Genomic DNA, 25,286 nt, shown 5'->3' on the forward strand with positions numbered 1-25,286 from the left:
ACCGTGCCGGGGAGACCGATCATGAGGAGGTCGTCCCGGTGTCCGACAGCGCGTTCCAGGACTGGCTGGTCAGCGACAGCTGGCAGGACTACAAGCAACAGCGGGCGATCCGTGAGATCGAGTCCTCCCTCGACGGGCAGCGCGCCGAGAGCCGGGCCCTGCGCTCGCAGCTGTCCCGCCTGCAGGGCTCCATGGAGCAGCGCCTCAGCCGCCTGATCCGCTCCTTCGACGCGTTCGTCGAGCTCAGTGACCTGCGCGCCGAGCTGGCGGGATTCGATGAGGCGGCTCGCACGCGGTACCGAATGCGTCAGGTTCTGGCCTTTCGCGCCGGTGCCGTTCCGGCCCTTCCCGCGGCCCCGGAGGACGTCGACGGATACTGGCTGGCGCCCGCCGCCTCCGCCCTGGCCGCCCTCACCCGCGGTGACGACGCCGCCGCCGACCTGGAGCGGGCCGCCGACCGCGACCCTCGCCGGACCGCGCTGCTGCTCGTGATGTCCGGCGCCGCCACCGACCCCCGCCGGGTCGGCGCGGCCTTCGGGGAGCTGCTGGCCGACACGCAGCTCACCGCGGCCGAGCGCGCGGTCTGGGTCGCCGCCGCCGACGGGCACCTCGGCGACGCGGCCCTCGAGCTCGTCGCCGCGCGCCTGTCCGGGCTGGTCGCGGGGCTGGGCGACGAGCGCCGCGCGGAGCTCGACCGTTCGCTGTCGGACCGTGTGCACGCCGCCCCGGTGACGGGCGTGACCAACGCCGCCGATCGCCGGGCCGTCGCCGCCCTCACCGCGGGCTCCCGGTTGGCGGCTCTGCGTGCGTGGGCCGAGGCACCCGTTGCCGCGGACGCTCCGGCGGAGTCGCGGCTGGCGCTGGAGGCGCTGCTGCCCGGCCTCGTGGACGAGGGCAGCAAGGAGGAGGCCGCGACCCTCCGGCGCATCGCGGAGCTGCGCGCGGTGATCGACGATCGCGAGGTCACGCCGGCCGCGCGCTGGGACGATCCGGCCGGCCTGCCCCTGGGCCTGCTCGTGACGGACGCGTTCGGCGACGCCCCGGGCCCCCGCGCGCTGGCCCGGCGCGTCCTGCGGGAGCGGGTGCTGGCGGTCGGCGAGGCCCTGCGGGCCGAGACCGACGTGCCGGACCCGCAGGAGCAGACGGTCACGATCGAGCGGCAGACGGTGCGCGTTCGCGCGGGCGGCCCGGCCCCGGCCGACGCCGCCGAGCTCCACCGGGCGATCGAGTCGCGTCACCCCGAGCCAACGGCGAAGAGCTGGCAGCGGTACGCCTGGTTCGCCGCCGCGGCCGTGCTGCTCCTGGGCGCGCCGGCGGTGCCGCTGGGCTTCGCGGTCATGCTGGTGATCGTCGCCCTGATCTTCGCCTTCGTGGGCGTGCGCCGGATCTTCGCGGATCGCATGGAGGCCCGCGAGCGGCAGGAGCGCCTCCGCAGCGCCCGGGAGCGGGCCGACAAGCTGCTGGAGCAGGAGCGGCAGTCCCTGGCCGACCTGTGCCGCCGCCTCGACGAGACCCGCCGCAAGGCGCCCGAGGACCTGACCGCCCTCCGCACCGCCCTGGCCTCCTAACGGCAACCCGCGACCTTCACGGCGCGATCGGCCCCGCCTCCGCGCTGCGCAGGTCGGCGACGAGCTCCGTCACCGTGTCCCGCAACCGGCGCAGCTCGCCGGCGGTGAGGCCGAGCTCGTAGCAGTGGTGGTGCCCGGCGCGGGACAGGGCCCACCACGCGTAGCCGGCGCTGGCGGCGATCCGGCGGCCGGCGTACCGCTCGAGCACGAGGAACTGCGGTGCCCTCGCCCTGAGGCCGGCCACGCCGGGGTGACAGCGCCGCCAGTAGTCGTCCATCGCCGACTCCAGGGCCATCCGCAGCAGCCACGCGCAGGCGCGCGGCCACGTGCCCCGGGCGCCGCGCACCACGCTGGTCAGCATCTTGTCGGCCGCGGCGAGACAGTCCTGCGCTGCGCCACCGGTCATCGCAGGGATCCCGCCAGGCGGCGGCTGTCGCGGACCAGCGTCTCGAGGTCCATGGTCCCGGCTCGATGGACGCCCTGCTTGCACGCCATGAAGGCATCGCCCGCCCAGCGTCCCAGTTCCCCGTTGAGCTTCGCGAGGACCTTGCCGCCCTCCTGCATGTCGCCGAAGAGCGCCAGCGCCGCGATCTGGTTCAGGGTCAGCGCCTTCTCGATGCGTTCTTCGACGTCGGCGTGCTTGTCGCCGCGGCGGATGAAGATGCGGCGGATGCGCTCGTGGCAGGCGGCCTCCAGCGCGGAGCGGCAGAAGCCGGACACGAGCGGATACCGGGCGTTGTCGGCAAGCTCCTCCGTCTTCAGGATGGCGAATGCATCCGCGAGGTACCGGTCGATCGGGTCGCTGTTCTTGCGGATCTCGATCTCGGACTGGTCGCGGCGCGTGACGGCCCAGATGATCGCGTCGATGCGGAGGCGGCGGACGGCCTCGGGCAGCCGGTTGTCGTGCGTGAAGACGACGACCTGCCGGGTCTGCGCCAGGCCGGCCAGCACCTGCGCGAGGCCGTCGACCTTCGACGGGTCCATGCTCTGGACCGGGTCGTCGATGATGACGAAGCGGAACGGGCTGTCCTCGGCGCAGGCCCGCGGCAGGAACACCGACAGCCCCAGCGCCTGGAGCTCGCCCTGGCTCATCACGGCCATGGCGGACGTACTCGTGCCGTCCACCTTGGCCGGAAAGGCAATCGTGCGCCGGGTGTTGGTGCCGGCCAGTCGCATCCCGGCCAGCTCGACGTTGCTCTCCTGGCGCAACGCGTCCCAGATCTCCTGAGAGCGCTGCGCGAACGGCTCGAACCGCTCGTCGCGCAGCGCGGCGATGGCGGGCTTCAGCCAGTCCCGGGCGGCGTTGACGCGCTTCAGCCGCGCGTCGGCCTCGGCGCCGGCGCGGGCCTGCGGCAGCCATGCCTGCAACGCGGCCGCGTGTTCGCGCCAGGCGTCGTGGCGCCGACGCAGCCAGGCGCGAGTGTGCTCCTGGAGTTCGGTGAACGCCTCCAGCAGCGGGGGATAGGCCGAGGGCTCCTTCGCGTCCCACGCATCGAGCAGCGCGCGGAAGCGTGTCGCGGGCTCGCCGAGCGCTTCGAGATCCTCGGAACGGATTCGCGGGCGCACATCGAGCAGGCGCTCGGCCCGGGCGCGCAGCTCCCGCACCCGGTCGACCGCCGCGCTGCCGCGCTGCAGCCGGGCGACGGTCTCGCCGGCGTTCGCGCGCCAGGCGGCGTCGAGTGTCCCGGCGCCACAGACCGGGCACGCGACGTCGCCGTGCTCGTCGTGGAAGGCGACCGCCATCCGCAGCAGCCGCGCGGCGTCGTCGGCGGCGCCCGCGCTGGCGGCGACCAGCTCATCGGCCCGCCGCGACGCCTCCGCGAGCTCCTCGCCCAGCCGATCGACCTGCTCGAGCTCGGGGAACTCGACGGCGGCCACGCGACGACCGGCGACCGCGACCGGGTCGGCGGCGTCCTCGCCGGCGTCGGCGAGCAACCGGTCGAGGGCGTCGAGGTCGGGCGCCCGCTTGGCCAGGATGGCGGCGGCGTCCGCGGCCCGCTGGTCGTCGACCTCCGCCAGCGCCAGGCGCAGGGCCTCGCGCCGGGCCTTGACGGTCGCGACCTTGTCGCTCAGCTCGCGGCGGACCCGCATGAGCCGCGCGTCGGCCTCGGTCAGCGGCGTCATGCCGAGAATGGGCGCCAGGGCATCGAAGAGGCCGCTGGGCCTGGAGGTGATGAGCCGGCCCAGGTCACTGGCGGTCAGAAATGGACGGTACGTCTCCAGCGGCTGCTGCCACCGCAAGTCCGCGGTGCCGTCCCCGGCCAACACGCTCGCGACGCCCTGGTCGGCCTCGGTGTCGTCGTCCCGCCAGGTGCGCCGCACGCGAATGGGCTGGCCGGCACCGTCGGCTCGCAGCTGGACCTCGATCTGACAGGGCGATCCGTGGTGAAGATTGCGCCAGCCGTCCTTGAACACACTGTTCCGCTCGGCCCACCGCGCACTGTCCCCGGTGAGCGCGAGCTCGACGGCCTCGGCGTAGCTGGACTTCCCGGAACCGTTGCGCCCGACGACGAGCGTGAGGCCCGCGTTCGGCTGCAACCGCAGACTCTGCTGCGGCCCGACCCCACGGAACCCGGCGACGGAGACGGACTCCAGATACAACGGCTGCGGCCGCGCCCGCCCGGCGGGGTCGCGGGCGGGCAGCTCAACCGGCCGTCCATCGAGCACGCCGTCGAGCGCCTCGTCGCCGACGTAGGCGGCGAGCACCAGGTCGATGACGTCGTCGGGCACGTTGTCCGCGGCCAGCCGGTCGACGAGCTGGTCGAGCAGCGACGCATCCTGCGTCATCGGCCTCCCCTTCCGTAAGGGCGGAGATCGAGCGCGTCCGGCGGCGGCGTGCCGTCCTTCGCCGTGCGCCGGAGGAGCGCCAGCAGGTCTTCCTGGCGAGGCTGGCCGAACGCCAGCCGGTAATGCGCCAGGTCGGCCTTCAGTCGCTCGAGCCTGGCCTCGTCGCGGCTCAGCGGATACGGCAGAACATGTCGTTCGATCTTGGCTTTTCCGCCGTACACCCAATAAGGCGCGAAGTCGCCCAGCGCGCCGGAATCCGTGCGGGCCGCGTCGTAGGCGGCCTTCCACACGTCCCGCTCGTCGGAGGACAGCGCAGCGGCGCGATGGTGCTCGGCGATGTTGCGGCGTACGGCATGCCCACCGAAACGGTGCACACGACCCTCGCGCTGTTCGAAGTCGACCGGGTTCGGCGGGGTGTTCCAGTGCACGACGGCCGAGCACCACTGGTGGAAGTCGATGCCCTCCTGGCCGGCGCTGGTGGTGGCCACGACGAGCGGCCAGAACGGGCTGTTGAACGCCTGCCGGACGGCGATCTTCCGCTCGACCTGCGCCTGCTCCTCGCCCCGCCCGCCGTACCGCAGCGCGAATCGGCCAGGCAGACCGATCGGCTTGTCGGGCTGGTGCGGATTGAAGGCCCGGTACGTGACCGGCTGGACGGTGAGAGTCTCGAACACCTGCAGTGCGAGTGCGTAAAGAGATTCATCGTCCAGCGGCAGGTCGGGACTCGCGCTGCGCAGCACATGCAGGTGCTCATCGAGCACTGCCTGCAGCCCACCCGCGGCGCAATAGCGCAGTACGGCTCGCCAGTACACGACGCCCGGTTGCAGATGATCGAGCAGCTGCGCCGCATCGGTCCGGTTGAACAACGACTGCAGGCCGTCGGCAATGCATGCGGCAGAGTCCCAATGGCATTCCGGTGTGACCTTGCTGTCCGGTGTGATAAGCCGGGCGAGTGCCCGCCACGCGATGTTGCCCGGTCCGTGGAGTCCGATAGCGGTCAAGTCGTCAATGACCGCCGAGACCTCGTGTGCCACCGGATGCTCGGCGGCGGTGATGACCTCATAGGCCTGGCTGACGTGCCGATCGAGGCCGGCTGGCGTGCCGTCGTCGTTGTGCGCGGAGCCGAGGTTCCCGGCGGCGTCGGCCGGTGAGTACTCCTCGATTCCAGCCCTCGCGCCCGGCCAACGGAACACCGCGTGCCAGGGCTGGACCTCGCCGACGTGGCGCGGGTCGCTGAATTCGGCCGGCGCGTCACGGCTGAGTCGCTCGCGTACCTCAGCCTCCATTGCCTCGAGGGGCAGGGTCTCGGTGGGCCGTCGGCGGGCGATCGCCAGCGGATCGCAGGCCTGCGCGAGTCCCGGATGCGGCCAGAACAGCGCGAGCGTGCTCATGGAGGCGGCGCGCTCCCCGTCGAGGCGATAGTCGAGCCGTGACCGTCGGCGCTGCGGCTCGGCGCGCGGCCCCCGGGCGTCCTCGATGCGCCGCTCGGCCTCGTAGCTCAGCAGCCCGGCCACGGCCGTCGGCGTGGCGTTCCATGACGAGAACAGCAGCCGCTTGGTGATGCCGTGCGCGGCAGCGCTGGCGAACGGTTCACCGAGCGTCGAGTAGGGCATCGACGGCGGCAGCCAAAGCAGCTGCCACCAGCCTCGATCCAGAGTGTCGGCGGCGAGGTGGCGTAGCCGGGCGTTGCCGAGGTCAATGGCGCGTCGCTGGGTGACGGCCTCCGCGTCGAGCAGCTGCGCGCTCGCCAGAAGCGGTTGGATTTCGCCGGCGCGCCGGCCCTTGAGCGCGGCGCGGACCTTCTCGCCGATCTGGTAGCCGTCGAGGAAGTTCAGGAAGTAAGGGGCGGACTTCCAGTACTCGATGGTTATCGGCGCGTCGACGGCCTTTGCGACTCTTCGCATCGCGGCGTAGCTGCGCAGGTCGTCGCCGACGAGGTCGTGCACGGTGACGATGTTCTCGTGCAGCATCTCGGCCTGTTTCAATGCTGGTCGTTCGGTACGGCACATCACCCGCAGCAGCAGCTCCCGCAGGTCGGCCCGGATCGCCTCGCTCGGCTCCGCGCGCACGAGAGCCTCACGATGTGCCTCGAACTTTTTCGCGACCTCGGTGTGCCACTGATCGTCCGCGTTGAGGAACCCGAGAATCTGCCGGAAGTCGGCATAGTGGTCCTCGCCGGCGGCGCGCTCTTCGGCATAGGTGAAGGGTTTGTACGGCGTCGCCGATAGCAGCAGCACCCGCGCATCCCCGTAATCGAACAAGGACTTGGCGAGGTCTGCGGCCGGTCCGCCGTTCGGGTCGAGGAGTTCCCGGAAGCGCTGGAACTCGTCGAGGATGATGAGGTCGGGTTCCAGCGCGTCGACCCCGGCCCGCGCGAGCGCGGCGCGGAGGTCGCCGATGAGCCGGCGGCAGCGCTCGCGCAGTTCGTCCGGAAGAGCCGGGCGGCGCCCGATCTCGTCGAGAAGTGCGTTGAACTCCTTGAGCAGGCCGTCCTTCCTGGCAAAGCGGATGAACTGCCTCGCGATGGTGCGATCCAACTGCCCGTTCAGGGAAGTTTCGAGTTGCCGGCATTGCTGTTGGAACCGCTCCGGGGAGCCGACGCTACCCTGCAGCGCCCGAATCGCTGAGCGGCTTCGCCAGCCGTCCCAGCGCTCGGCCTTTTCGAGCAGAAGGAAGATCAGCGCGCGCTCTTCCTTCGCCCCGGTACGCCAGCCTTGGTCGAACGAAGTACCCGGGGTGAACGCCACTAGGTTGATCGGCTTGCCGTGCGTGGGTTTGCCGCTGGTGAGCTTGTCGACTTCCTTGGCCAGCAGGGTCAGGCGCGTCGAGAGTGTGACGGCCTCGTCCGGGGTGACCCGCAAACGGTCGATGTTCTGCTTGGCGACGTCCTGGTTTGAGCAGACGTACACCACGTCGACCCGCTTCACGCTGGGGTCGTCTTGCAGCCGTTCGAGTGTCTTGGCGATTACTCCTCGCGCGACCACGCTCTTGCCGAGGCCGGTCTCGTCGGCGACGAGGAACCGGCGGGTGGGGTCGTCGCCGAAGAACCGCTCGATGACGTGATCGACCGTCGCGCGCTGGAAGTCCTTGAGGCCCGCGATCACGTCCTGCGCGTCGTATCGCTTCATGCGCGCGCCACCTCAAGATCGGCCTGCCGTGCCTGTTCCACCAGCGCCCAGAGTTCGCTGAATCCGTCGGGCCACAGCTTGGCGCCGCGGGCCTCGATCCGAGCGATGAGGTTCGCGAGATCGGCGAGCCGCTCGGGGTGCTCGGCGAGGGCGTTGAGCAGGAGTTCGAACATGCCGAGGTAGCCCGAGCGCCAGCGAGTCGAGCCGCCCTCGTCGCCCTCCGTCGCGGCTACCGGGGCCGCCTCGGCACCGAGCCCGAGCATCAGCAGGAGGAACCTTTGGAACTTCTCGAAGGTATCGATCTGCTCCGCGAGGACGTGATCGAGCCGATCGACGGGGTCACCCACGAGGGTCGCGAGCACGATTGTGCGCTCGCGAACACCGCGCAGCTCTGCCGTGATGATCACGAACCGGGTGATGTCAGTCAGTGCCAGGCCCGCAAATGTGGCCTTGACCGGCTGCTCGGGAGCCAGCGTGACGGCCTCGGCACGGCGGGTGTGCAGTTCGGCGGTGAGCCGCACGCCATCCACTTCTGGGAGCGGAGCTTCGGACGTCAGATCGATGCTGTACCGCTCCGCGCCGGCCCGCACGGTGGCGACCAGCGGCACTTCGGCGATGTCGCGGACGAGATCGATCAGCAGCTCGGCGTCCTCGTCGAGCTCCACCGATTCGCCGCGCTCGTACGGCTCGAGTACCTCGCGCAGGTCCGCCTCCGGCCCAACCATCCCGTCGATGCCGAGATCGCCGCGCTTGCCGACGAGCTCGACGAGCACCTCGACGTTGCCACCGAATGCCGCGCTGGTGGCGTTCGCGGAGCCGACGAAGATCCGCGCCTCGACGCCCTGCTCCACGACGTACACCTTGGCGTGCAAGCCGCTGAGGATCTCCGTCTCGTTCGGGGTCTCCTCAGTCGGTAGCCCGGCCAGCTCGCTGACGACAAAGCACTCCGCGCCGTCGAGCGCCTCATGGGGCAGGCGGTCGAGTTCCTCCTGACGCCCGACCACGATGCGGCGATCACCCGGGGCGCACAGCAGCAGGCCGTCCTCCGTGCAGAACGGTGAGATGACGAGGTGGCGAGAACCCTCGAAGGACGGGACCGAATTTCCGGGTACACCCAACGGATGAAAACGCACCTCGCGAACGCCGTCCGGGGTGGTCCACTCCACTCGGCGGAGATCCTCGATGAGCGCCTCGATGGCCTCCCGCCGCGGCGCCGGGATCGGGACGACGGCGAGCTTCAGCGTATGCCGGAGCAAGTCGGCCAGAGGTTTGTTGCCGGCGGCCGGGCGCGCACCGCGCACGCCGTCCAGCCGCAGGCACACATCCCAGCTGCGGTCCTTGGTGAGATTTCGGCTCAACACCAGTAGTCGGAGCGAAACCTCGCTGGTGACCTCGTCCCGGAACCGCAGCACCCAGAGCTTGGGGTGGAACAGACGACCTGGCCTGGGCCGCCCGACCGGGTGCACCATGGGCTCGAGGAACGCGAGCAGCGCGGATTCTCCTGGAGGGACCGCCACCTGCCCCGACTGACAGAAGACGTCGATACGTTCGGCGCACTGGCGGACGCTTTCCATGATGACCACGGGGTCGGTCGACTCCCGGAGGCTGTGCGCGGCGAACGCCAGTGGCGCGACCAGCAGACTTTCGAGATCGAGGGTGAAGGTCAGCGCGACGGCCCGGGTGAGCTGCGAGCCAGCCGGCGGGCGCAGCGCGTCGAGCAGCAGTGTGCGAGTGTCAGGTGCCAGCAAGGTTGGTCTCCAACTCGCCGGCGCAACCGTCGTGGATGTCGGTCAGCAAGCGGGCCGCCTGTGGCCAGCGATACACCAACCGACCGCTTCCGGATGCCCCGCTCCATCGGCGCAGGAGCTTCTCGTTCACCAGCCGCGACTGGGCCTTCTTGATCGAGCGTTCACGTTCCTCGACGAGCGTGCGGAGTGACGGTTCTCTCCATATCTCGTGGGTTCCGCCTTTGGTCACCGCGTCGAGCCAGCGGTCGACGAACCGGCCGGTGTTGGTGTTGGCCGAGAGGGCCATATTGATCTCTTCCACTCGGCTCCACATCTCAGCTCTATCCCACTCATGGAGGCCGGAAATCTGGTCGCTCCACTCGGTTATGGATGCGCGGTAGAAATCAACCGGCGACTTGACCCCGGTCAGCCCGGCCCGCTCATACCGCTCCGCGACCAGCAGGTTGTACAGGAGCGCGGCCCCATGAATGGCGAGCGAGAAGCGGGCCGCATGCCGTACTCCCGACACGAGTTCCGGCGCGGCGGCTGCCATTACCGCGTCGTTCCACGGGTAGGCCTCCTCGAGCGCCATTCGCCGCTCCGGCGCGAGTAGATGCGCCAGGAGCGTGTTCGGCACCTTCGCCAGCACTCGCTCCCGCAACCAACGGGCCTCGTCGGCGCCCAGCGTCAGGGCATTGTTCAGCTCGTTCGGGAAGCCCGCGGGCGGGTCCGGCAGCGTTGGATGCCACATTCCGGCTCGCAACTCCGCGAGTTCTTCCGTCTCGCTCGACGGCCAGGGGCCGGCCGTGGAGTCGCCGGTCCGAATGCCGAATTTCGTAAGCGCCGTCGCGTAGATGGTCGACGGCAGCGTTCGGACCTTCACGCCCGTGCGGCGGCCGATCATGCCCTCGGGACGGCCCGCTCGTATGAGCGCTGAGATGACCGTGCGCTCATTGCGGGCGACCCTGGCGGTTGACGCGTCGCCACGAAGTCGGCGGTTCTGGGCGTCCTGGAAGCACCAGGGGACGATGAGCAGATACCGGGCGCGCGTGTGCAGGGTCGATATGCCTGGGAAGAGCATGTCGCTGAACACGTCGCGCACCTGGCCGATGCCGAGTTCGTCGCGGCTCTCCGTGTTGCTGAAGAGGTTGAGCAGCTCACGCATCCGCTGCTGATCGGCCCGAGAGCTATCCAGCCAGGAAAGCGCGGACGCCATGAGACACCTCCGCAAGCGTGCTTGGACGGGATGGGTCTGCTCGACAGTACGGATCTCCTATGGGGATTAGGACAGCCGTAACGGCCTTGTTGCTCGCCGTTTAGCCGATTGGCACCCGAAGGGCAACGTCGCAAGGTTTCTCTCGCACTCGTGAGGCTCGCGGTCACCTCGGCCGGGCTCGTTCCCGGCACGGCCGCCAGTGCGCACGGCGATCGCCCCGTTTCCTGGGATCGTCAGGCCACCTATCCCGTATTCCAGAGACGGCCCGCCGGGCGGGACACCGCCGCTTCGACGGCCGCCGACATCTCCGCGATCACCGCGGACGGCAGGACGCTGATCTACACCGACGCACTCGGCAAGCGGCGTCGGGTTCCTCGACATCCGCAACGCGAAGAAGCCGCAGGTGCTCGGCACGCTCCGCCGGTACCGCCACCGTCAAGGGAATCGACGTCAAGAACGACGGGAAGCTCGACCTCACCGAGCAGATCACCGATGTGCCGCGCGAACCCGATTCGGTCGCCTGGGTGGATGACCGGTATGTCGCCACCGCGAATGAGGGCGACTGGAAGTGCGGGACCCGCGGTAGCAGATGCTCGCCGTTTCCAGCGAGGTCGACGACGCCTCGGTGAATGTGCGTTCGAGCGTCGGGCTGTTCGAGCTCGGCCGCGACGAGCCCCGATTCCCGAGCATCGTGAGCCGCGACCTCATCGGCCGGGTGCGCGCTCGGCGCATTGTCCGCCGTTCCCGGAAAGCCCTCGAAGCTGTACTCCGTGACCGACGCCGCCTACTCGCCGACCCGAATCCTGGCGATCGACACGGAAGCCGGCCGAGATCACGACCGAGGTGACCGTGACAGCGCGGCTGGAGCACCGGTCGGATGCGACGCCGAAGGCATGTACGCGCGGCCGCAGGGCGGTTTCTGGCTCGGCGTCGAGGCCGCGACGGGCGACGGCAACAAGCTCGTCCGGCTCGACGCGAACGGCGGACGGTCGAGACGGTGCCGCCGCAGGCCGCGGGTGGGGGCCACGAAGGAGTGGTCGCGGCTCGGTCGCACGTCACACCCGGTTTCGCTGTTCCGGGTCCGGCCGGCGTGGTTGCTACGGTAGGCGGACGTGTCGGCGAGGCGGGGGAGGGCAGCGGGTGACCGAGCCCTTCGTGGCCTCGCCGGTGGGGCACGCCTCGATGCGCGCCCGGTGGCGGGCCCTCATCCTCACCGACCCGGTCGCGCGGCTCGTGCGCAACGCCGTCCACGCGGACATCCACGAGGCCTATGACCTGCGGCAACTCGCCCTCGCGGCGATCGACCTCGCGGTCGCCTCGCTCGGGTTCGCGCGGCCGCTCACGCTCGCCGAGCTGATCGAGTCGATCGCCGAGCTCGCCGCGCGGATGCGGCCCGGCGACACCGGCGCGCACGAGGACGCCGCCCGCTGGGTGGTCCGGGGACTGCTCAACGACGCCGACAACCAGCGCGCGTTCGTGTACGTTTTCGACAACTCCGAGGAGTACGCCTTCCGGCTCCTGCAGCTGCAGGACGGGCCCGACGGCGCCCTGGTGCTCGCCTCGCCGCAGGCCGTGATGCTCTACCTCAACGGGCTCGATCTCGACGTCGACGACGCCGAGGCCGCGTTCTCCGTCGTGCTCCAGCGGCAGCTGCGCGACCGGCGGTTCGAGGCCGCCGGGCGCACCGCGATGCAGGCCGAGCGCGTCTCCGTCGCGATGTCCGCCTCGCTCGCGGACATCCTCGATGCGACACAGCGGGATGTGCGTTCGATCGACTGGGTGAACGACGTGCCGCAGCGACTCCAACGCGCACGCGAGCATGTCGAAGCGCGCATCGCCGCCGATGCCGAGGTGCTCAACCACGTCGCCGCCGGCATCGACACCGAGACGGATCCCGAGGTCAGGCGGGCCTCCGGGGACCTTGTCGACACGCTGCGGCGGATCCGGCAGGTGCATCTGGACCTGGCCGAACGCGTCGGCGACGCCCGGACGATCTTTCTCCAGGCGCAGTTGCAGCAGGTGTTCGCCCGTCGGGTACACCTGCGGCTGTTGCATGTTGAGCGAGAACTGCTCCAACCCGTGCTGAAGCTGCACCGGGAGGCGGCGACCGAGGTCGTCGAGGCGTTCGGGGACCGCGTCGTGGGGCTGCAGATCCCGCGCCTGCTGCAGCTGGACAACCTCGTCGACATGCTGCTCGCGCCCCCGCGGCCGGTCGCCGGCGACGAGGAGGACAGCGAGGACCCGGGGGAGAGCGAGGGCGTCGAGCTGCAGGCCTATCCGTCCACTGTGGTCGCCGAGGTGACGCGCATCCTCAAGCGCGCCGAGCGGGAGCCGGTGCTGCTCTCCGAGCTGCTGCGGGACGCCAGGGACGAGCAGACCACCGAGCTGGTGCTGCTGTCGGCGCTGTGGGCCTACGCGCCCGACGTCGTCGAGCCGGGTGAGCAGCACAAGGACCTGAGCGCGCTGCGGACCGAGCGGACGGGCGCCGGACTCGACCACCCGTTGGCGTGGGGCGACGACCTTCGCGTGCGGTACACCGAGGAGGAGCAGGAAGCGTGACTGTCCCCATCGAGGACGTCCGGGCCGCGGCGGAGCTGGTCGCGCTGGGCCTGCGCACGGGTGCGCGTCCGACCGACGGCAACCCGTACGGGAAGCTGCTGGAGCGGTACCGCACCCAGACCCTGTTCCGCGACACCGTCGACACGCTCGCGAGCGGGCTCGGGCTGGTCGTGCTCGGCGCGCCGCAGCGGACCGGGCTCGTGCTCAGCACCTACCCGGGGAGCGTTTTCGCGGTCCGGATGGGCGATCTGCGCAGCACCGGCATGTCCGCGGACGAGAAGCTCCTCGCCGGACTGATCGTGCTCGGCGTGGCGGCGTACGCGTTCCCGCAGGAGGTCGACCTCGACAGCACCGAGGTCAAGACGGTCGAGGTCGCGGCGCTGGACAAGTTCATCCGCGACACGATCGACCGGGTGCTCGCGATACCGGGCGAGGAGGACACAGTGGACGGTCAGGCGCGGCAGGCGGCCGAGGTCTACCGGCGCACGGCCGCGTTCCGGCCCAAGGACCGCCAGCCCGGGCCGGCCAAGGGGTGCACGCAGTTCGCGGTCGCCGAGGTGCTCGGCTGGCTCGTGGAGCGCGGCGCCGCCCGGCCGATGCCGCAGCTCGGGCCGAGCACGTTCCAGCTCACGGACCGCTTCCGTCTGCTGGTCGCTGATGTGGCGGGTGGCGAGGCCCTCGAGGCGATGAGGTCGGTACAGCACTGATGGCAGCTCCCGCGAGGCTCTGGCGGATCCGGCGAATCTACCTTGACCGGATCGGCTCGCCCGCCGCGCGTTTCCGCGAGGTGTGGCTGGATCTGACGGGACGCGACGGCGCCCCGCTCGACACCATCCTGTGGATGCGCAACGGCGGCGGCAAGTCGACCCTGATCGCTTTGCTGTGCGCGCTGATCCGCCCGGACCGGCGCGACTTCCTCGCCACCGGCACGACCGGGCGCCACCTCGAGGACTGCATCCTCGGCTCCGACACCGCGCACGTCGTCGTCGAGTGGATCGACCCGGCGGGGCAGCGGCTGGTCACCGGCGGCGTCTACGAGTGGGCCGACCGCGCACAGCCGTCGGACCCGAACGGTTCGCACGAGCGGCTGCGCCAGACCTGGTACGCCTTCACGCCCGCCGCCGGCGTCGAGCTCGAGCAGCTGCCGTACGACTCGGCCGAGCTCAAGGACTTCGCGAAGGCGGTCGAGGGACTGGCGTACGAGACCGAGCCGATCGTCACCACCAAGCAGGAGCGCTGGGCCCAGGCGCTGCAGGACCGCGGGCTCGACCCCGGCCTGTTCACCGCCATCCTGAAGATCAACGCGACCGAGGGCGGGATCGAGCATCACTTCCGGTTCAAGACCGCCGACGAGTTCGTGCAGTATCTGCTGACCCTGGTCACGGAGCCCACCTCGGCCGGCAAGGTCGCCGCCATCCTGCGCACCACCCGCGACCGCCTCGCCCGCCAGCCGCGGCTGCGCGCCGAGGTCGCGTTCTGCGACGAGGCCACGACGCTGCTCACCGACCTGGCCGCGGCCCGGGACACGCTCGTGGACGCCGAGCTCGCGGCGCGGGCGGCCCGCCTCGACGCCGCCGGTCTGGCGGGCGCGCTGAGCGCCGCCGTGCAGTCCGCCGCGACCGCCGCCGAGCGCCATGACGCCCACGCCGAGGAGGCTCACGCGGCGGTACAGCGCGCAGCCGCCGAGGCCGCGACTCTGGACGAGCACATACGGCATTATCGATACCGGGCCGCCGAACTGACCCACGAGCACGCCGCCGCGGCCGCGCGGTCGGCCGACGCGCTGGTCGCCGAGCGCCGCCACCTGCACCGGTCCTGGCAGCTGGTGCCGGCCCTCATCCGCCACGTCGAGCAGGCCCAGCGCCTCGAGGTCGCCCGCCGCCAGCAGGAGCAGGCCGAGGCGGGCGCGGCACCGTTGCGCCGCTCCCGGGCCGCCGCGGCCGCGGTGCTGCTGGCCGTGTTGCGCAACGCCGCCGACGAGTTGCGCGCGCGCATCGAGACCGCCTCACACGAAGCTTCATCCGCGCGTGAGCGTCAGGCCACCGCGCGCACCCTGGCCGACTCGCTGCGGGGCCGGCTCGGCAGCCTCGACGCGCAGCAGCGCACGATCGAGTCGCAGCTGGCCGTCTACGACCGCGACCTGGCCGCCGCGGCCGACCATCTCGACGGCGACGAGCTCGGTCGCGCCCTGGAGCTCGCCCGGTCGGCCGAGGCCGAGGCCGCGCGGCGAATCGAGCACGAACTGCCGGCCGAGGCCGCGCGCCTCGACGCGGATCGCGCGGCCTACGAACGCGATCGCGCGGACACGCAGACGGCACTCACCGAGCTGTCCCGCGACCAGGCCGTGCTCGACGCCGAGCGCGGCCCGCTGTTCGCCGAGATCGAGGCCCTGGCCACCGATCCGAGGCTGACCGTGCTCGCCGAGCGGGACCGCGTCGACCCGATCGAGTCGCAGCGCGCGCTCACCGACCTGCTCACCGAGGCCGTCATCACCGCCGACCGGCACCGCATCCAGCTCGCCGTCGCCGACGCCGAGGACGACCGCGCGGTGCAGGCGCTCGCCTCCGCGCGCGGGCTGCTCCCGGCCGCGCTGGACCTCGCCCGGGCCGCGGACGTCCTGGCCGCGGCGCGGATCCCGGCGACGACGGGCTGGCACCACCTGGCGGATTCGGTACCGTCCGCCGCCTGGCCGGCCGCCATCGCCGACGCGCCTCACCTGGTGGGCGGGCTGCTCGTGCACGACCCGGCCGACCTGGACCGGGCCCGCACCGCGCTCGAGGAGGCGCGCCTGTTCCCGACCTCGGCCATCCAGGTCGCCACGGTCGGCGATCTGCAGTCCATTGTGGACTCCGACCCGGCCAAACCCGTCGGCTTCGTGCTGCCACCGGCGCCCGCGATGTACGACCGCACCGCCGCCGCCTCCGAGACCGACCGGCGCAACCGGGGCCGCGACGAGCGCAACCAGCGCGTCCACGAGCTGATCGAGTCCCGCGACCGCGACCTGCGGCTGCGGACTCAGCTGCTCGCGCTGGCCGAGCGCTGCCCGGCCGGGCACCTCGAGCACCTCGAGGCGGTCTCGGCGCGGCTCGGCCGCTCGCTGCGCGAGTCCGAGCAGCGCCTCGCCGAGCTGCAGGAGACCCGCCTCGTGCTCGACGAGCGCGCGGCCCTGCTCGAACACGCGCGCCGCGACCTGGCCGAGCGCCGCCGCCGGCTGACGATTCGCCTCGCCGCGCTGTCCGATCTCGCTCGCCGGGCCCCGGAGGCCGCGCGCATGCGCGACGAGCTGTCCGAGCTGCCGTCGGTGCGCGCCTCGCTGCACGCGGAGCTGGCCTCGGCCGAGGCCGAGGAGCGCACGGCGGCGACGGCGGCCCACGCCCACGCCGCCGAGGCGGAGCGCGATGCCGCCACCGTGCGCGAGCACCGGGTGCGGTGCGAGGATCTCCAGCGCATTGCCGCCGACGAGGTGCCCGGTGAGCTGCCGAGCCTGGTCGAGGCCACGAACGCCTACCAGGCCGCGCACGACGCCTATCTCCGGCAGACGTCGGGCTCCGCGCTGGAGGCGACGATCGCCGAGATCACCAGCCGGCTGGCCGCGCTCGACGAGGAGATCCAGCAGTTCGCCGCGGACGAGCGCGCGACCGCGCAACGTCTGCTGGATGCTTCGGATCCTGTGACCGTACGACAGGAAATCGCGCAGGCCGAGCGCGCCTTCCTGGACGCCCAGCGCGACGCCACCCTGGCCGGCGCCGCGCTCGCGAACGCGCGCCGGAACCTGGACGCGTGTCCACAGTCGACACTCACCCTCCCGGCCGCCGACGCCGACGAGGCGACGCGCCTGGCCGACGCGGCCGCGCGCCGGCTCGCGGACTCGCGCCGGGAGGAGCAGTCCTCCCGCGACCGCGCGGCGGGGGCCGAGTCCGAGGCCGCCGCGGCGCGCCGCCGCGCCGACGACTTCCAGCAGCTCGTCACGGACCTGACCGAGGACACCGAGCCCACGGCGTCGGCCCCGTTCGCGGGCGACGTGGACACGGCCCGCGAGTCGGCCCGGGGCGCGCGCCGGGCGCTGCAGGCCGCCGACCGGGCCGTGACCGCGGCCCGCAACCGGCTCAACGCCGAGGCGCACCGGGTGGACCGCTGGGCGTCCGAGGAGCGCTTCGCGACCGTGAGCCCCGAGGTGCGCGAGCGCTTCCAGCTCGGCCGCCTCGACTTCGACGCGACCGAGCTGCTGGGCGAGCAGCTCTCCACCTATCGCCACGGCCTCGCCGGCGAGCTCGACGCCGTCGAGAAGGACAAGCACCTGGTGGTGACGGCGCTGTGTGCGGAGGTACGAGAGGGATTGAAGACCCTGCAACGGGCTCAGCACCACGCTCAGCTTCCCGCCGGGCTCGCGGATCACCTGCGCAACCGGCGCTTCCTCGACGTCGGCCCACGCTCCAGTGTGGACACCAGCGACGCGACCCTGCGCAGCCGCGTGGAACGCCTGGTGGACAAGCTCGTCGCGGGCAAGGACCCGATCCCCGACGGCCTGACCCTGGCCTGGGAGGCGATCGCGGCGGTGGTGGGCCGCGGCAACTTCGTCGCGCGCGTGCTGAAGCCGTCGACCGAGCTGACCGACGACCGCCAGCCGGTCGAGCTGATGAGCAAGTGGAGCGGCGGCGAGAAGGTGACGATCAGCCTCCTGCTCTTCTGCATGCTCGCCCGCCTGCGCGCCGCCAACCGCGGCGGCGACGTGCCCGGCCTGGGCGTCCTGCCGATGGACAACCCCCTCGGCACCGCGAACTACGTCGCCTTCCTGGACCTGCAACGCCGAGTCGCCGCCGCGAACGGCATCCAGTTGATCTTCTTGTCGGGCTTGGGCGACATGCGCGCGGTGGGCCGCTTCCCGAACGTGGTACGCATGCGCAACACGCACAACCGGGGCCGCAACTACGCGCGCGTGATGGAGCGCGAGCTGAACGAGGACCAGATCCTGGAGGGCATCACCACCGCCCGCCTGACCTTCCCGGTGCAGGGCACCCTGCTGTAGCGCCAGGTCTGGCCGATCGGCGGAGATGGTCCGCGCGCCGATCGGCCACGATGAACGACGTGGACATTTCGGCTCTCCTGCGGGAGCTGGCGACGTGCCGCCCGCTGTTCCACTCCGAACGCGACTTCCAGCACGCCCTGGCCTGGTTGATCCAGCAGCGCCATGCGGACGCCGAGATACGCCTGGAGCCGAGGCCTCGGCGCGGCGTGCACCTCGACCTTCTGGTTCGCCTGCAACGCCGGCGCGTCGCCGTCGAGGTGAAGTACCTGGCGGCGGCGTTCGTCGGCGAGATCGGCGGCGAACTGTTCGAGCTGCCGAACCAGGGTGCGCAGGACGTCAGTCGCCACGACGTCGTCAAGGACGTCGTCCGGCTCGAGCGGCTTGTCGCTGAGGGGTACGCGGACGAGGGCATCGCCATCACACTCACCAACGACGCGTCGTACTGGCGGCCGGGCATCAAGGCCGATCCGATCGACGCCGCGTTTCGGATTCACGAGGACCGCGTGCTCGCCGGGACGCTCGCGTGGTCCTCGGCGGCGGGCTCCGGCACCACCAGCAAGCGGGACACGCCCCTGGTGCTGACGGGCCGGTACCGATGCCATTGGCAGCCCTACAGCACCGTCCGCGCGGCGCGGGGCAGCGTTGTCGAGCTGCGATCGTTGACCATCGCGGTCCAGCGGCTCCATCGGCCTGTCCAAGTTCCGCAGGAGATCCTGGCCCAGGCTCCGGTCCCGCGGCAGCGCCCGCCCGCGTTGTCCGCCTCGACGGCGCGGGACGAGATCCTGCTTGCGGTTGCCGACGTTCTGCGCCGGTCGGGCCGCGACACCTTCGATCTCAACGACGTGCTTGTTGAGATGCGGCGTCGGGGCAGCCGGTACGCCGAGTCGACGATCCGCACCCATGTGGTGTCCCGCATGTGCGCCGACGCGCCGGACCACCACGCGACGGTCTTCGACGACTTCGAGCGTGTCGACCGCGGCCAATATCGCCTCCGGCGCCGGCCCGCGGCCGAGCACCCGCGTCAGTGAGCCAGAATGTCGTCGATCGCTCCCGCGGTTACATTCCAGCAGTCCCACGCACCGGCCCGAGCATCTTCGAGTAACGCGATCTCATCGATCACTGTTCCAGGTACGGTGACCCACCGCCAGACCGGGAAGGCCTCGTCCTCGCGTTCCCACGGGCGACCAAGCCGTTGGCGGAACGCCGCAGCCAGGCCGCTGAGCTGTGCGCCCACTTGTTGGTCGCGCCGTCGACGTTCCCCGACACGGAGACCGACATACAACTGCAGTTCGCCGTCTCGGTCGATCAACGGCTTCTGCCACTCGATCACGGTCGCGGCCGGGACCCGACCGGCCGCATCGCGCCACGAGCGACGGCTGATGGCGATTCGCGGCTTTCGCCGGTCGCTGGTATCCGTGTGGATGTCGATGTCATCGCCTATCGTGCGGGCATCGTCGGCTAGTACATCGACAAGGTCCAGCAGCCGGTCCTGAAGGGCCTCGTCGGCATCCCTGCGCAGCGCTGCCCATGTCTCGATGGCGTGCCAGTGATCGAGATAGAATCGAACCTGGGGGTCGTCGATCGGCGGAATTGACAGCGGCTTCCGGCCGAATTCCTCGATCGTCACCCGGATCTCCTTCCGTAGAGGCGATGCAAAGTCTGGCGGTACTGTGCGACGACATCCGTGGGCGGACGTTCGCTGATGGTGACGGCGCGGTCGAGCGCCTGCAGAACTCGTCGCCAAGGCGCTGTTCGCCAAGCGGCGGCAGCAGCCAACGAAGTGGTTGTGACCGGTGCGCGACCGGTAGGTGTGACGAACAACAGGCGTAGTCCAGGGGTGCCGTGCCAATCCTCGTAGAGCCGCTGGCACTGCCGGGGCGACTCGTTGGCGTCGAGCTTGATCTCAAGGATGAGCGTGACGTCCATGCTTTCCGCAACCAAGTCGGCGCGGGAGTTCGCTCGGACAACTTCGGTGCCGACTTCGAAAGGGCCGGTCGGATGATCAGCTTCGCCGGCCAACGCAAGAAGCTCGCGGAGGAACAGCGCGCCCAGTCCGTGTGTCTCGCTGTCGCTGCACAGCCAAGCCAGAGCCGAACTGTGTGCCGTTTCGCGGTGGTGAACGCCGCAGATGGTGAGGAGGTCAGCCGGCGCCGAGCGCCACAGTCCGGCGGTATCGAGCGCAGCTTGCTGGGCGGACATCCGTTTGAACTGACTCGCCCAATCGGTGTAGTCGATAGGCGAGGACTCAAGATCGGCCCACTGAGACGTCATCTGGTCGAACGCGGCTGCCCAGTCCGATTCGTGGGGCCGGCCCTGCTCAACCATAACGGCGGCTCCCCGGATCGATCGGCACGCGTTGCAGACGGCCGAACCTATCCCGTTGGGGTGGTTGCCGACCATCGATCACTCGGTGCGTATGTAAGGCACGGAAGTATAGGTCGTTCTGGGATGATCGACGCCATGCGGGTGCACCTGGAAACTGAGCGGTTGACGCTGCGGCGGCTGGCCGAGGACGACCTGGACAACCTCGTCGAGCTCGACGGCGATCCGGAGGTCATGCGGCACCTCAACGGCGGCCGTCCGACGCCGCGGGAGACGATCCGCGGCATGATGCCGTTCATCCTGGGCCACTACGAGCGGGGCGACGACCTCGGCTACTGGGCGGTCGAGGCCGACGGGCGGTTCCTCGGGTGGATCTTCTTCCGGCCGTACCGGCATGATGGCCCGCCCGCCGAGGTCGACCGCTCGGGTATCGAGCTGGGGTACCGGCTCCGGCGCGAGACGTGGGGCAAGGGCTACGCGACCGAGGCGAGCCGGGCCCTGATCGCGCGGGGCTTCGACGTGGTGGGCGTGGACCGGGTCTTCGCCGAGACCATGGCCGTCAACGCGGGCTCGCGCCGCGTGATGGAGAAGGCCGGGCTCCGGCACGTGGCCACGTTCGATCGCGAGGGTGACAGCGAGGTGCAGTACGCCCTGACCGCCTCCGAGTGGCGTGCGCGGACGCCGAGCGCGGAGTGACGCACGCGGCCCGGGCCGGTGCGGGTCCGGGCCGTGGGTGCCGTTGGCGGTGCCGCGGCCGTCGGCGTCCAGGCACTTGCCCGAGATCGGGTTGCGCAGGTTGCCGTTCACGAACCGCCGTTGCTGCGCGGTGTTGCCGAGGCACGTCCACAGCTGGACCTTCGTGCCGTCGGCGTCGCGGCCGCCGGACACGTTGACGCACCATCCCAGCAGCACGGCGAGCGCCGCCAGGACTGAGTACAGCCGCGATCGTTTGAGACGCACGGCGCCAGAATCGCGACGCCATTACGAATCGCATAGAAGTTCAAGATAGTTTCGTGGACGGCGCGGTAGCACCCAGTCAGGCCGGTACGCGGTGTTGTTCGAGGTGGGACATGACGGCCATGTTGGCTTCCCAGCCGTCCGGGAACTTCACGATCTCGTTCAGGTAGACGCGGCCCGTCGACGGGTGGGCGTTCAGCAGCTCCGTGATGCCGGCTCGCGCCACCGCGATGCAGGCGTGCCGATGCCGCGACGTCAGCACGCACAAGCGCCCCGCCTCCAGGTGGAAGGCGGTCGCGTCGCGCCGGCCCGACAGTGGGTGCCACACCACCGTCACGTCGTACTCGCGGCCCTGCAAGCGATTCGCCGTGTCCACGGTGATGCCCGAGTCCGGGGGCAGGAACTGCCGTACCGCCGCCGCCTGGTCGCGATGCGCCGTCCCGATCGCGATTCGGTCCGCCGTCACGGGGGCGCCGCCGCGGGCTCGTTCTGAGACGGCGACGGGGCCGCGGGCCAGCAGGCGCAGGGCGACGTCCGCGCAGGCCTGGGCGATCTCGGCGTCCGTGCGCATGCTGTGCCGCGCCGGGAGTTCGTGCAGGGCCCAGCCCGTCGCCGCGGCCGTCTCGAGCGTGCCGTCCACAGGGGACGCTCCGAAGGCGTGGGTCGAGAACGACAGCGAGCGGTCGGACAGCGACGTGCCCGCGGTGAAGCCCGTGAACGGATAGAACGCCTCCGACACGACCGGGGCGGCCGTGGCGGGCAGGCGCCAGGAGATGGGGAGGCGGTGCACGGGGACCTCGTTGTGGCGCAGCAGCACCGCCACCGCGCTCAGCTGCGGGTCCCAGGACAGGCCCGCCCAGCGTTCGGTTTCGACCGTCGAGAACGGGTCCAGCTGGCCCGGGTCGCCGACGAAGAGGGTGCGGTCGAAGCGGCCCGCGATCTGCAGCAGGGCGTCCGAGCGCATCTGGTACGCCTCGTCGACGATGGCCCACGGCCACTCGCCCTGGTTGAGGGTCGACCACTTGGCCGCGGTGCCGATGACCACCGCGGAGCCCGCCAGGCCGGCGACCGCGGTGTCCACGGTCACGTTGTTGTGGGTCGCGATGCGCGGAACCGGGACGTAGTTCTGGGCCGACAGGCGGCCGATCGGCAGCGTGGGGGAGGACCGGGCCAGGTTTGCGATCAGGTCGTCGACCTGCTCGTTGGTCTGCGCCACGATGGCCAGCGGCTCGCCGGTCTCCGCGATGTGCCGCGCGGCGCGAACGACCAATGTGGACTTTCCCGCGCCCGGCGGGGAGTCGACCACCACGCCGCGCGCGTTCGAGGACTGCAGGTCTGCCATCACGGCCGGGAAGATGTCGGTCATGACCAGGCCTCCACGGCGTCCTCCTCGGTCGGCTCCGGGGGTGGGGGCGGGCCGCCGTGCGTCCACGGTGTGTCCTCGGCGGACGGGAAGTTGCCGCCGGGCTGGAAGCTCGTCGACACGGTGCTGTACGTGACGTGCTCGCCCACCTCGGGCACGCTGCCCGGCGCCGGTGTGAGCGCCCGGCCCATGCCGCCCGTGAGCTCCAGCACGACATCGGGGCCGTCGATGGCGACGATCCGGCCCGTCTGGGAGCGGCGGGAAGGGCTTTGCACATCGGTACCGATGCCAAGACGCAACGGATCCGAGGTGCGGACTGTCACATGTGGACGGAGCTTGCGGCGCGCGCCCGAGGCGTCCAGGCGGTTCGGCTCGGCCGCGACGACCTCGCCCGCGAAAGCCTCGCCGGTCAGGCGGAACTCGGCCATGACCAGCGGGTCGTCCAGCGCCCGCTGCGCGTCGAACAGCGCCTGCGCGCGTTCGAGTCTGTTCAGCCGGCGCGCCGCGGCGACGGCGGAGTCGCGGCGCGCCTGGGGCAGGCCGCCTCCGCTGTCCAGGTACGTCACGTAGTTGCTGTATGCGTCGCGATCGTCGGCCCAGCGCTCGACCACGCTCGCCCCCGGTGGCAAAGCGCGCAACAGGTCGATGCCCTGCCACATGAGCTGCCAGGTGGGCTCGAGCTGGGTGCGCAGGGCCGCGGCCAGGCGCTCGAACGTCATCTGGCGGGCGATCGAGTCCGCGTCCGTCTTGCCGTACCGCTCGATCGCCGGCGCCAGCGTGGCCGCGTCGAACGTGGGGTCGGTCGCGGGGCCGGCCGGGGGCCAGCGCTCCGGATCCTCGGCCGCCAGGGCAGCCTCGAACGGGTCGTCACCGAACCAGGCCAGGAGGGCGGCGAGGTTGGCGTCCTCGACGGCGCTCTGGCCGGTGGCCCAGTGCATGCTCAGCGCGGAGGTCATCGCGAGCATCAGCGACGAGCCGGGGTGCTCCGCGCGCTCGGCGAAGAACGTCAGCCACTTGCCCAGCGTGGGCACGACGGGCTTGACGGCGTACTCGCCCCAGGTCCGGCGCAGGCGGGTCGAGCGGCCGAACAGCCTGACGAACTCGATGCCGCCCGGATTCGGTACCAGCAGCTGCGGCGCATCCGCGAACCGCCGGCGGCCCTTCACGTCCTCCTGGTGCCGGGCGAAACTGTCCACATAGGACTTCACGATGTCGCCGAGGTCGGCCGCGAACCGGAACCGCTGATCGCGGTTGCGGGGCTGCGGCACGACCAGCAGGCGGGGCTGGTCCGCGGCCGAGCCGACCATCGCGGCCAGGGGAGCGTTCGCCTCGCCGGCCATCGTCAGCGGGATGAGGACGAGAGGGCGTTCGCTCAGGTGGACGTGCCGCACCGTGGCGATGGGCTGGGCGGCCTGTGCGCGAACGGCCAATGCTCGAGCAAGTGCGGTCAGCGAGCTCACGCCAGGCACTCCTCGCGCAGGCGGAGGGCGGCGCGCAGTACCGCCGCCGCCTCCTGCTGCTCCGGGGACGGCTCGAGCTCACCCGCGGCGAGGCGCAGCGCGGTCTCGACGGTGTCCACGCTGCCGAGCTCCTCGCTCACCGACTTGCCGAGCGCGTGCGTGCGGCCGCGGGCCTCGTTGCGGCAGAAGTACGACATCTCGCACGTCGACAGGCACTCGGGGGAGTAACGCGCGGGGATGTGCTCGATCGCGTCGCACAGCTCGCCGATCGCGCGCGTCGGGCGCCCGTCGCGGTCGGGGGCCAGGTCGAACGTGACGCCGTCGTCCACATGGGACAGCCGCTGGTCGATGCGCTCCATGTTGCCCAGCTGCCGCTTCAGCACCGTCAGCTGCCGTCGCACGTCGAGCAGCGTGGCGACCGCGTGGTTGGAGAAGTCCTTGGGGCAGACGAGCACGACTCGATCGGAAACGGCCGCGGGATCGTGTCCGAGTTCCTGCAGGAGGTGTCGCAGCGCCACGACGTACACCGCGGACTGCACGGCCGCCGAGGCCACCTTCCCGCCGTCGGCCTGGCCGTCGATCACGGCGAACGACTTGATCGCGATGATGTGGAAGACGCCCTGGTACTGAAACGCGATCAGGTCCGGCTCGAGGAACACCTGCCGGCCGCCGACCGGGAGCTTGAGCAGCGGGTGGTCGAACAGCGTGCCGGCGTCGTCGACCTGCTTCGCGGCGGTGCCGAGCACCTGGCGGGCCAGCTGGTGACGGACCTCCTGGCTGTCGTTGCCGCCCGCGTCCTCCAGGTCCCGGTACGCCACTTCCTTGATGTCCAGGCGCAGCGTTTCGCGCAGCATGCGCAGCAGCTCCGCGCAGCCGTTCGCCTTCACCTGCGCGATGAACGAGCGAGTGCGCGTGATGGCGAACGGTGACTGGCCGTAGGGCGGCGCGAACCCGACGCGCGAGGCGACCGCGCGTTTGTCGACGCCGGCCGCGTCCATGACCGCGCGGCGCGCGCAGCCGGGGTTGGTGGTGAGCGCGGCGATCGTGCGGGCGTTGTGGGCCACGGGCGGTACCGGACCGCGGATCTCGGCGAGCCGGTCTTCGGTGCTGTTCACGGTGGCACTTCCTTCGCGGTGGTTCTCGTGCCGGTTTCGGGCACTCGCGTGCCGGTGG

The 25,286-nt window shown here is 71.1% G+C and carries 17 protein-coding genes and 1 pseudogene; 7 read left to right on the top strand and 11 right to left on the bottom strand.

All coding sequences use genetic code 11. The annotated features are described in order from the left end of the window. Positions 1 to 38 precede the first annotated feature (38 nt). Positions 39 to 1,568, top strand: coding sequence for a hypothetical protein (locus ACQP2P_RS01965; RefSeq protein ID WP_433612666.1), 1,530 nt, complete (start codon positions 39 to 41; stop codon positions 1,566 to 1,568). 16 nt (positions 1,569 to 1,584) lie between these two features. Here the strand turns inward: ACQP2P_RS01965 and ACQP2P_RS01970 are convergent, their stop codons facing one another. From ACQP2P_RS01970 to ACQP2P_RS01990, 5 genes are read right to left on the bottom strand one after another with little or no spacing between them, the layout of a single operon-like run. Continuing rightward, entirely contained in the window at positions 1,585 to 1,974 is a 390-nt protein-coding gene (locus ACQP2P_RS01970) for a hypothetical protein (RefSeq protein WP_433612668.1), read from the bottom strand. Beyond that, complete coding sequence (locus ACQP2P_RS01975) at positions 1,971 to 4,355, bottom strand: AAA family ATPase (protein WP_433612670.1); 2,385 nt, start codon at positions 4,353 to 4,355, stop codon at positions 1,971 to 1,973. The genes ACQP2P_RS01970 and ACQP2P_RS01975 overlap by 4 nt, the downstream gene beginning before the upstream one ends. After that, a complete protein-coding gene (locus tag ACQP2P_RS01980; RefSeq protein ID WP_433612672.1) occupies positions 4,352 to 7,483 on the bottom strand; it encodes a helicase-related protein in 3,132 nt (1,043 codons plus the stop codon). The genes ACQP2P_RS01975 and ACQP2P_RS01980 overlap by 4 nt, the downstream gene beginning before the upstream one ends. After that, the gene (locus tag ACQP2P_RS01985) at positions 7,480 to 9,231 is read right to left on the bottom strand and encodes a hypothetical protein (RefSeq protein WP_433612674.1); all 1,752 of its coding nucleotides are present in this window, start codon (positions 9,229 to 9,231) and stop codon (positions 7,480 to 7,482) included. The genes ACQP2P_RS01980 and ACQP2P_RS01985 overlap by 4 nt, the downstream gene beginning before the upstream one ends. Then, a complete protein-coding gene (locus tag ACQP2P_RS01990) occupies positions 9,218 to 10,426 on the bottom strand; it encodes a DUF6361 family protein (protein WP_433612676.1) in 1,209 nt (402 codons plus the stop codon). The genes ACQP2P_RS01985 and ACQP2P_RS01990 overlap by 14 nt, the downstream gene beginning before the upstream one ends. A 770-nt stretch (positions 10,427 to 11,196) precedes the next feature. Here ACQP2P_RS01990 and ACQP2P_RS01995 point away from each other — a divergent pair. From ACQP2P_RS01995 to ACQP2P_RS02015, 5 genes are all read left to right on the top strand, one after another. After that, a complete protein-coding gene (locus ACQP2P_RS01995) occupies positions 11,197 to 11,532 on the top strand; it encodes a hypothetical protein (RefSeq protein WP_433612678.1) in 336 nt (111 codons plus the stop codon). A gap of 34 nt (positions 11,533 to 11,566) precedes the next feature. Continuing rightward, on the top strand, positions 11,567 to 12,985 hold the full coding sequence (locus ACQP2P_RS02000; protein WP_433612680.1) for a hypothetical protein: 1,419 nt from the start codon (positions 11,567 to 11,569) through the stop codon (positions 12,983 to 12,985). Beyond that, complete coding sequence (locus tag ACQP2P_RS02005) at positions 12,982 to 13,692, top strand: hypothetical protein (RefSeq protein ID WP_433612682.1); 711 nt, start codon at positions 12,982 to 12,984, stop codon at positions 13,690 to 13,692. Before ACQP2P_RS02000 ends, ACQP2P_RS02005 begins: the two co-directional genes overlap by 4 nt. Continuing rightward, positions 13,692 to 18,011, top strand: a complete 4,320-nt coding sequence (locus tag ACQP2P_RS02010; RefSeq protein ID WP_433612684.1) for a hypothetical protein — start codon at positions 13,692 to 13,694, stop codon at positions 18,009 to 18,011. The genes ACQP2P_RS02005 and ACQP2P_RS02010 overlap by 1 nt, the downstream gene beginning before the upstream one ends. 146 nt (positions 18,012 to 18,157) lie before the next feature. Beyond that, complete coding sequence (locus ACQP2P_RS02015; protein WP_433612686.1) at positions 18,158 to 19,039, top strand: DUF7669 domain-containing protein; 882 nt, start codon at positions 18,158 to 18,160, stop codon at positions 19,037 to 19,039. Here the strand turns inward: ACQP2P_RS02015 and ACQP2P_RS02020 are convergent. Then, a complete protein-coding gene (locus ACQP2P_RS02020; protein ID WP_433612688.1) occupies positions 19,033 to 19,638 on the bottom strand; it encodes a hypothetical protein in 606 nt (201 codons plus the stop codon). The genes ACQP2P_RS02015 and ACQP2P_RS02020 overlap by 7 nt on opposite strands. Further along, complete coding sequence (locus tag ACQP2P_RS02025) at positions 19,635 to 20,336, bottom strand: PD-(D/E)XK nuclease family protein (protein WP_433612690.1); 702 nt, start codon at positions 20,334 to 20,336, stop codon at positions 19,635 to 19,637. The genes ACQP2P_RS02020 and ACQP2P_RS02025 overlap by 4 nt, the downstream gene beginning before the upstream one ends. 135 nt (positions 20,337 to 20,471) lie before the next feature. Between ACQP2P_RS02025 and ACQP2P_RS02030 the strand changes: the two genes are divergently transcribed. Continuing rightward, a complete protein-coding gene (locus ACQP2P_RS02030) occupies positions 20,472 to 21,029 on the top strand; it encodes a GNAT family N-acetyltransferase (protein WP_433612692.1) in 558 nt (185 codons plus the stop codon). Positions 21,030 to 21,125: 96 nt separating this feature from the next. Here ACQP2P_RS02030 and ACQP2P_RS02035 read toward each other — a convergent pair. The 4 genes and pseudogenes from ACQP2P_RS02035 to ACQP2P_RS02050 all read right to left on the bottom strand — a co-directional run. Further along, positions 21,126 to 21,293, bottom strand: a pseudogene (locus ACQP2P_RS02035) (hypothetical protein); the annotation flags it as partial. 76 nt (positions 21,294 to 21,369) lie between these two features. Then, positions 21,370 to 22,656, bottom strand: coding sequence for an AAA family ATPase (locus ACQP2P_RS02040; RefSeq protein WP_433612694.1), 1,287 nt, complete (start codon positions 22,654 to 22,656; stop codon positions 21,370 to 21,372). Continuing rightward, entirely contained in the window at positions 22,653 to 24,113 is a 1,461-nt protein-coding gene (locus ACQP2P_RS02045) for a hypothetical protein (protein WP_433612696.1), read from the bottom strand. Before ACQP2P_RS02045 ends, ACQP2P_RS02040 begins: the two co-directional genes overlap by 4 nt. Then, entirely contained in the window at positions 24,110 to 25,228 is a 1,119-nt protein-coding gene (locus ACQP2P_RS02050; protein WP_433612698.1) for a hypothetical protein, read from the bottom strand. The genes ACQP2P_RS02045 and ACQP2P_RS02050 overlap by 4 nt, the downstream gene beginning before the upstream one ends. Between the last annotated feature and the right edge of the window lie 58 nt (positions 25,229 to 25,286).

It is taken from the genome of Dactylosporangium sp. CA-139114 (assembly GCF_050955725.1).
Taxonomy (GTDB): domain Bacteria; phylum Actinomycetota; class Actinomycetes; order Mycobacteriales; family Micromonosporaceae; genus Dactylosporangium.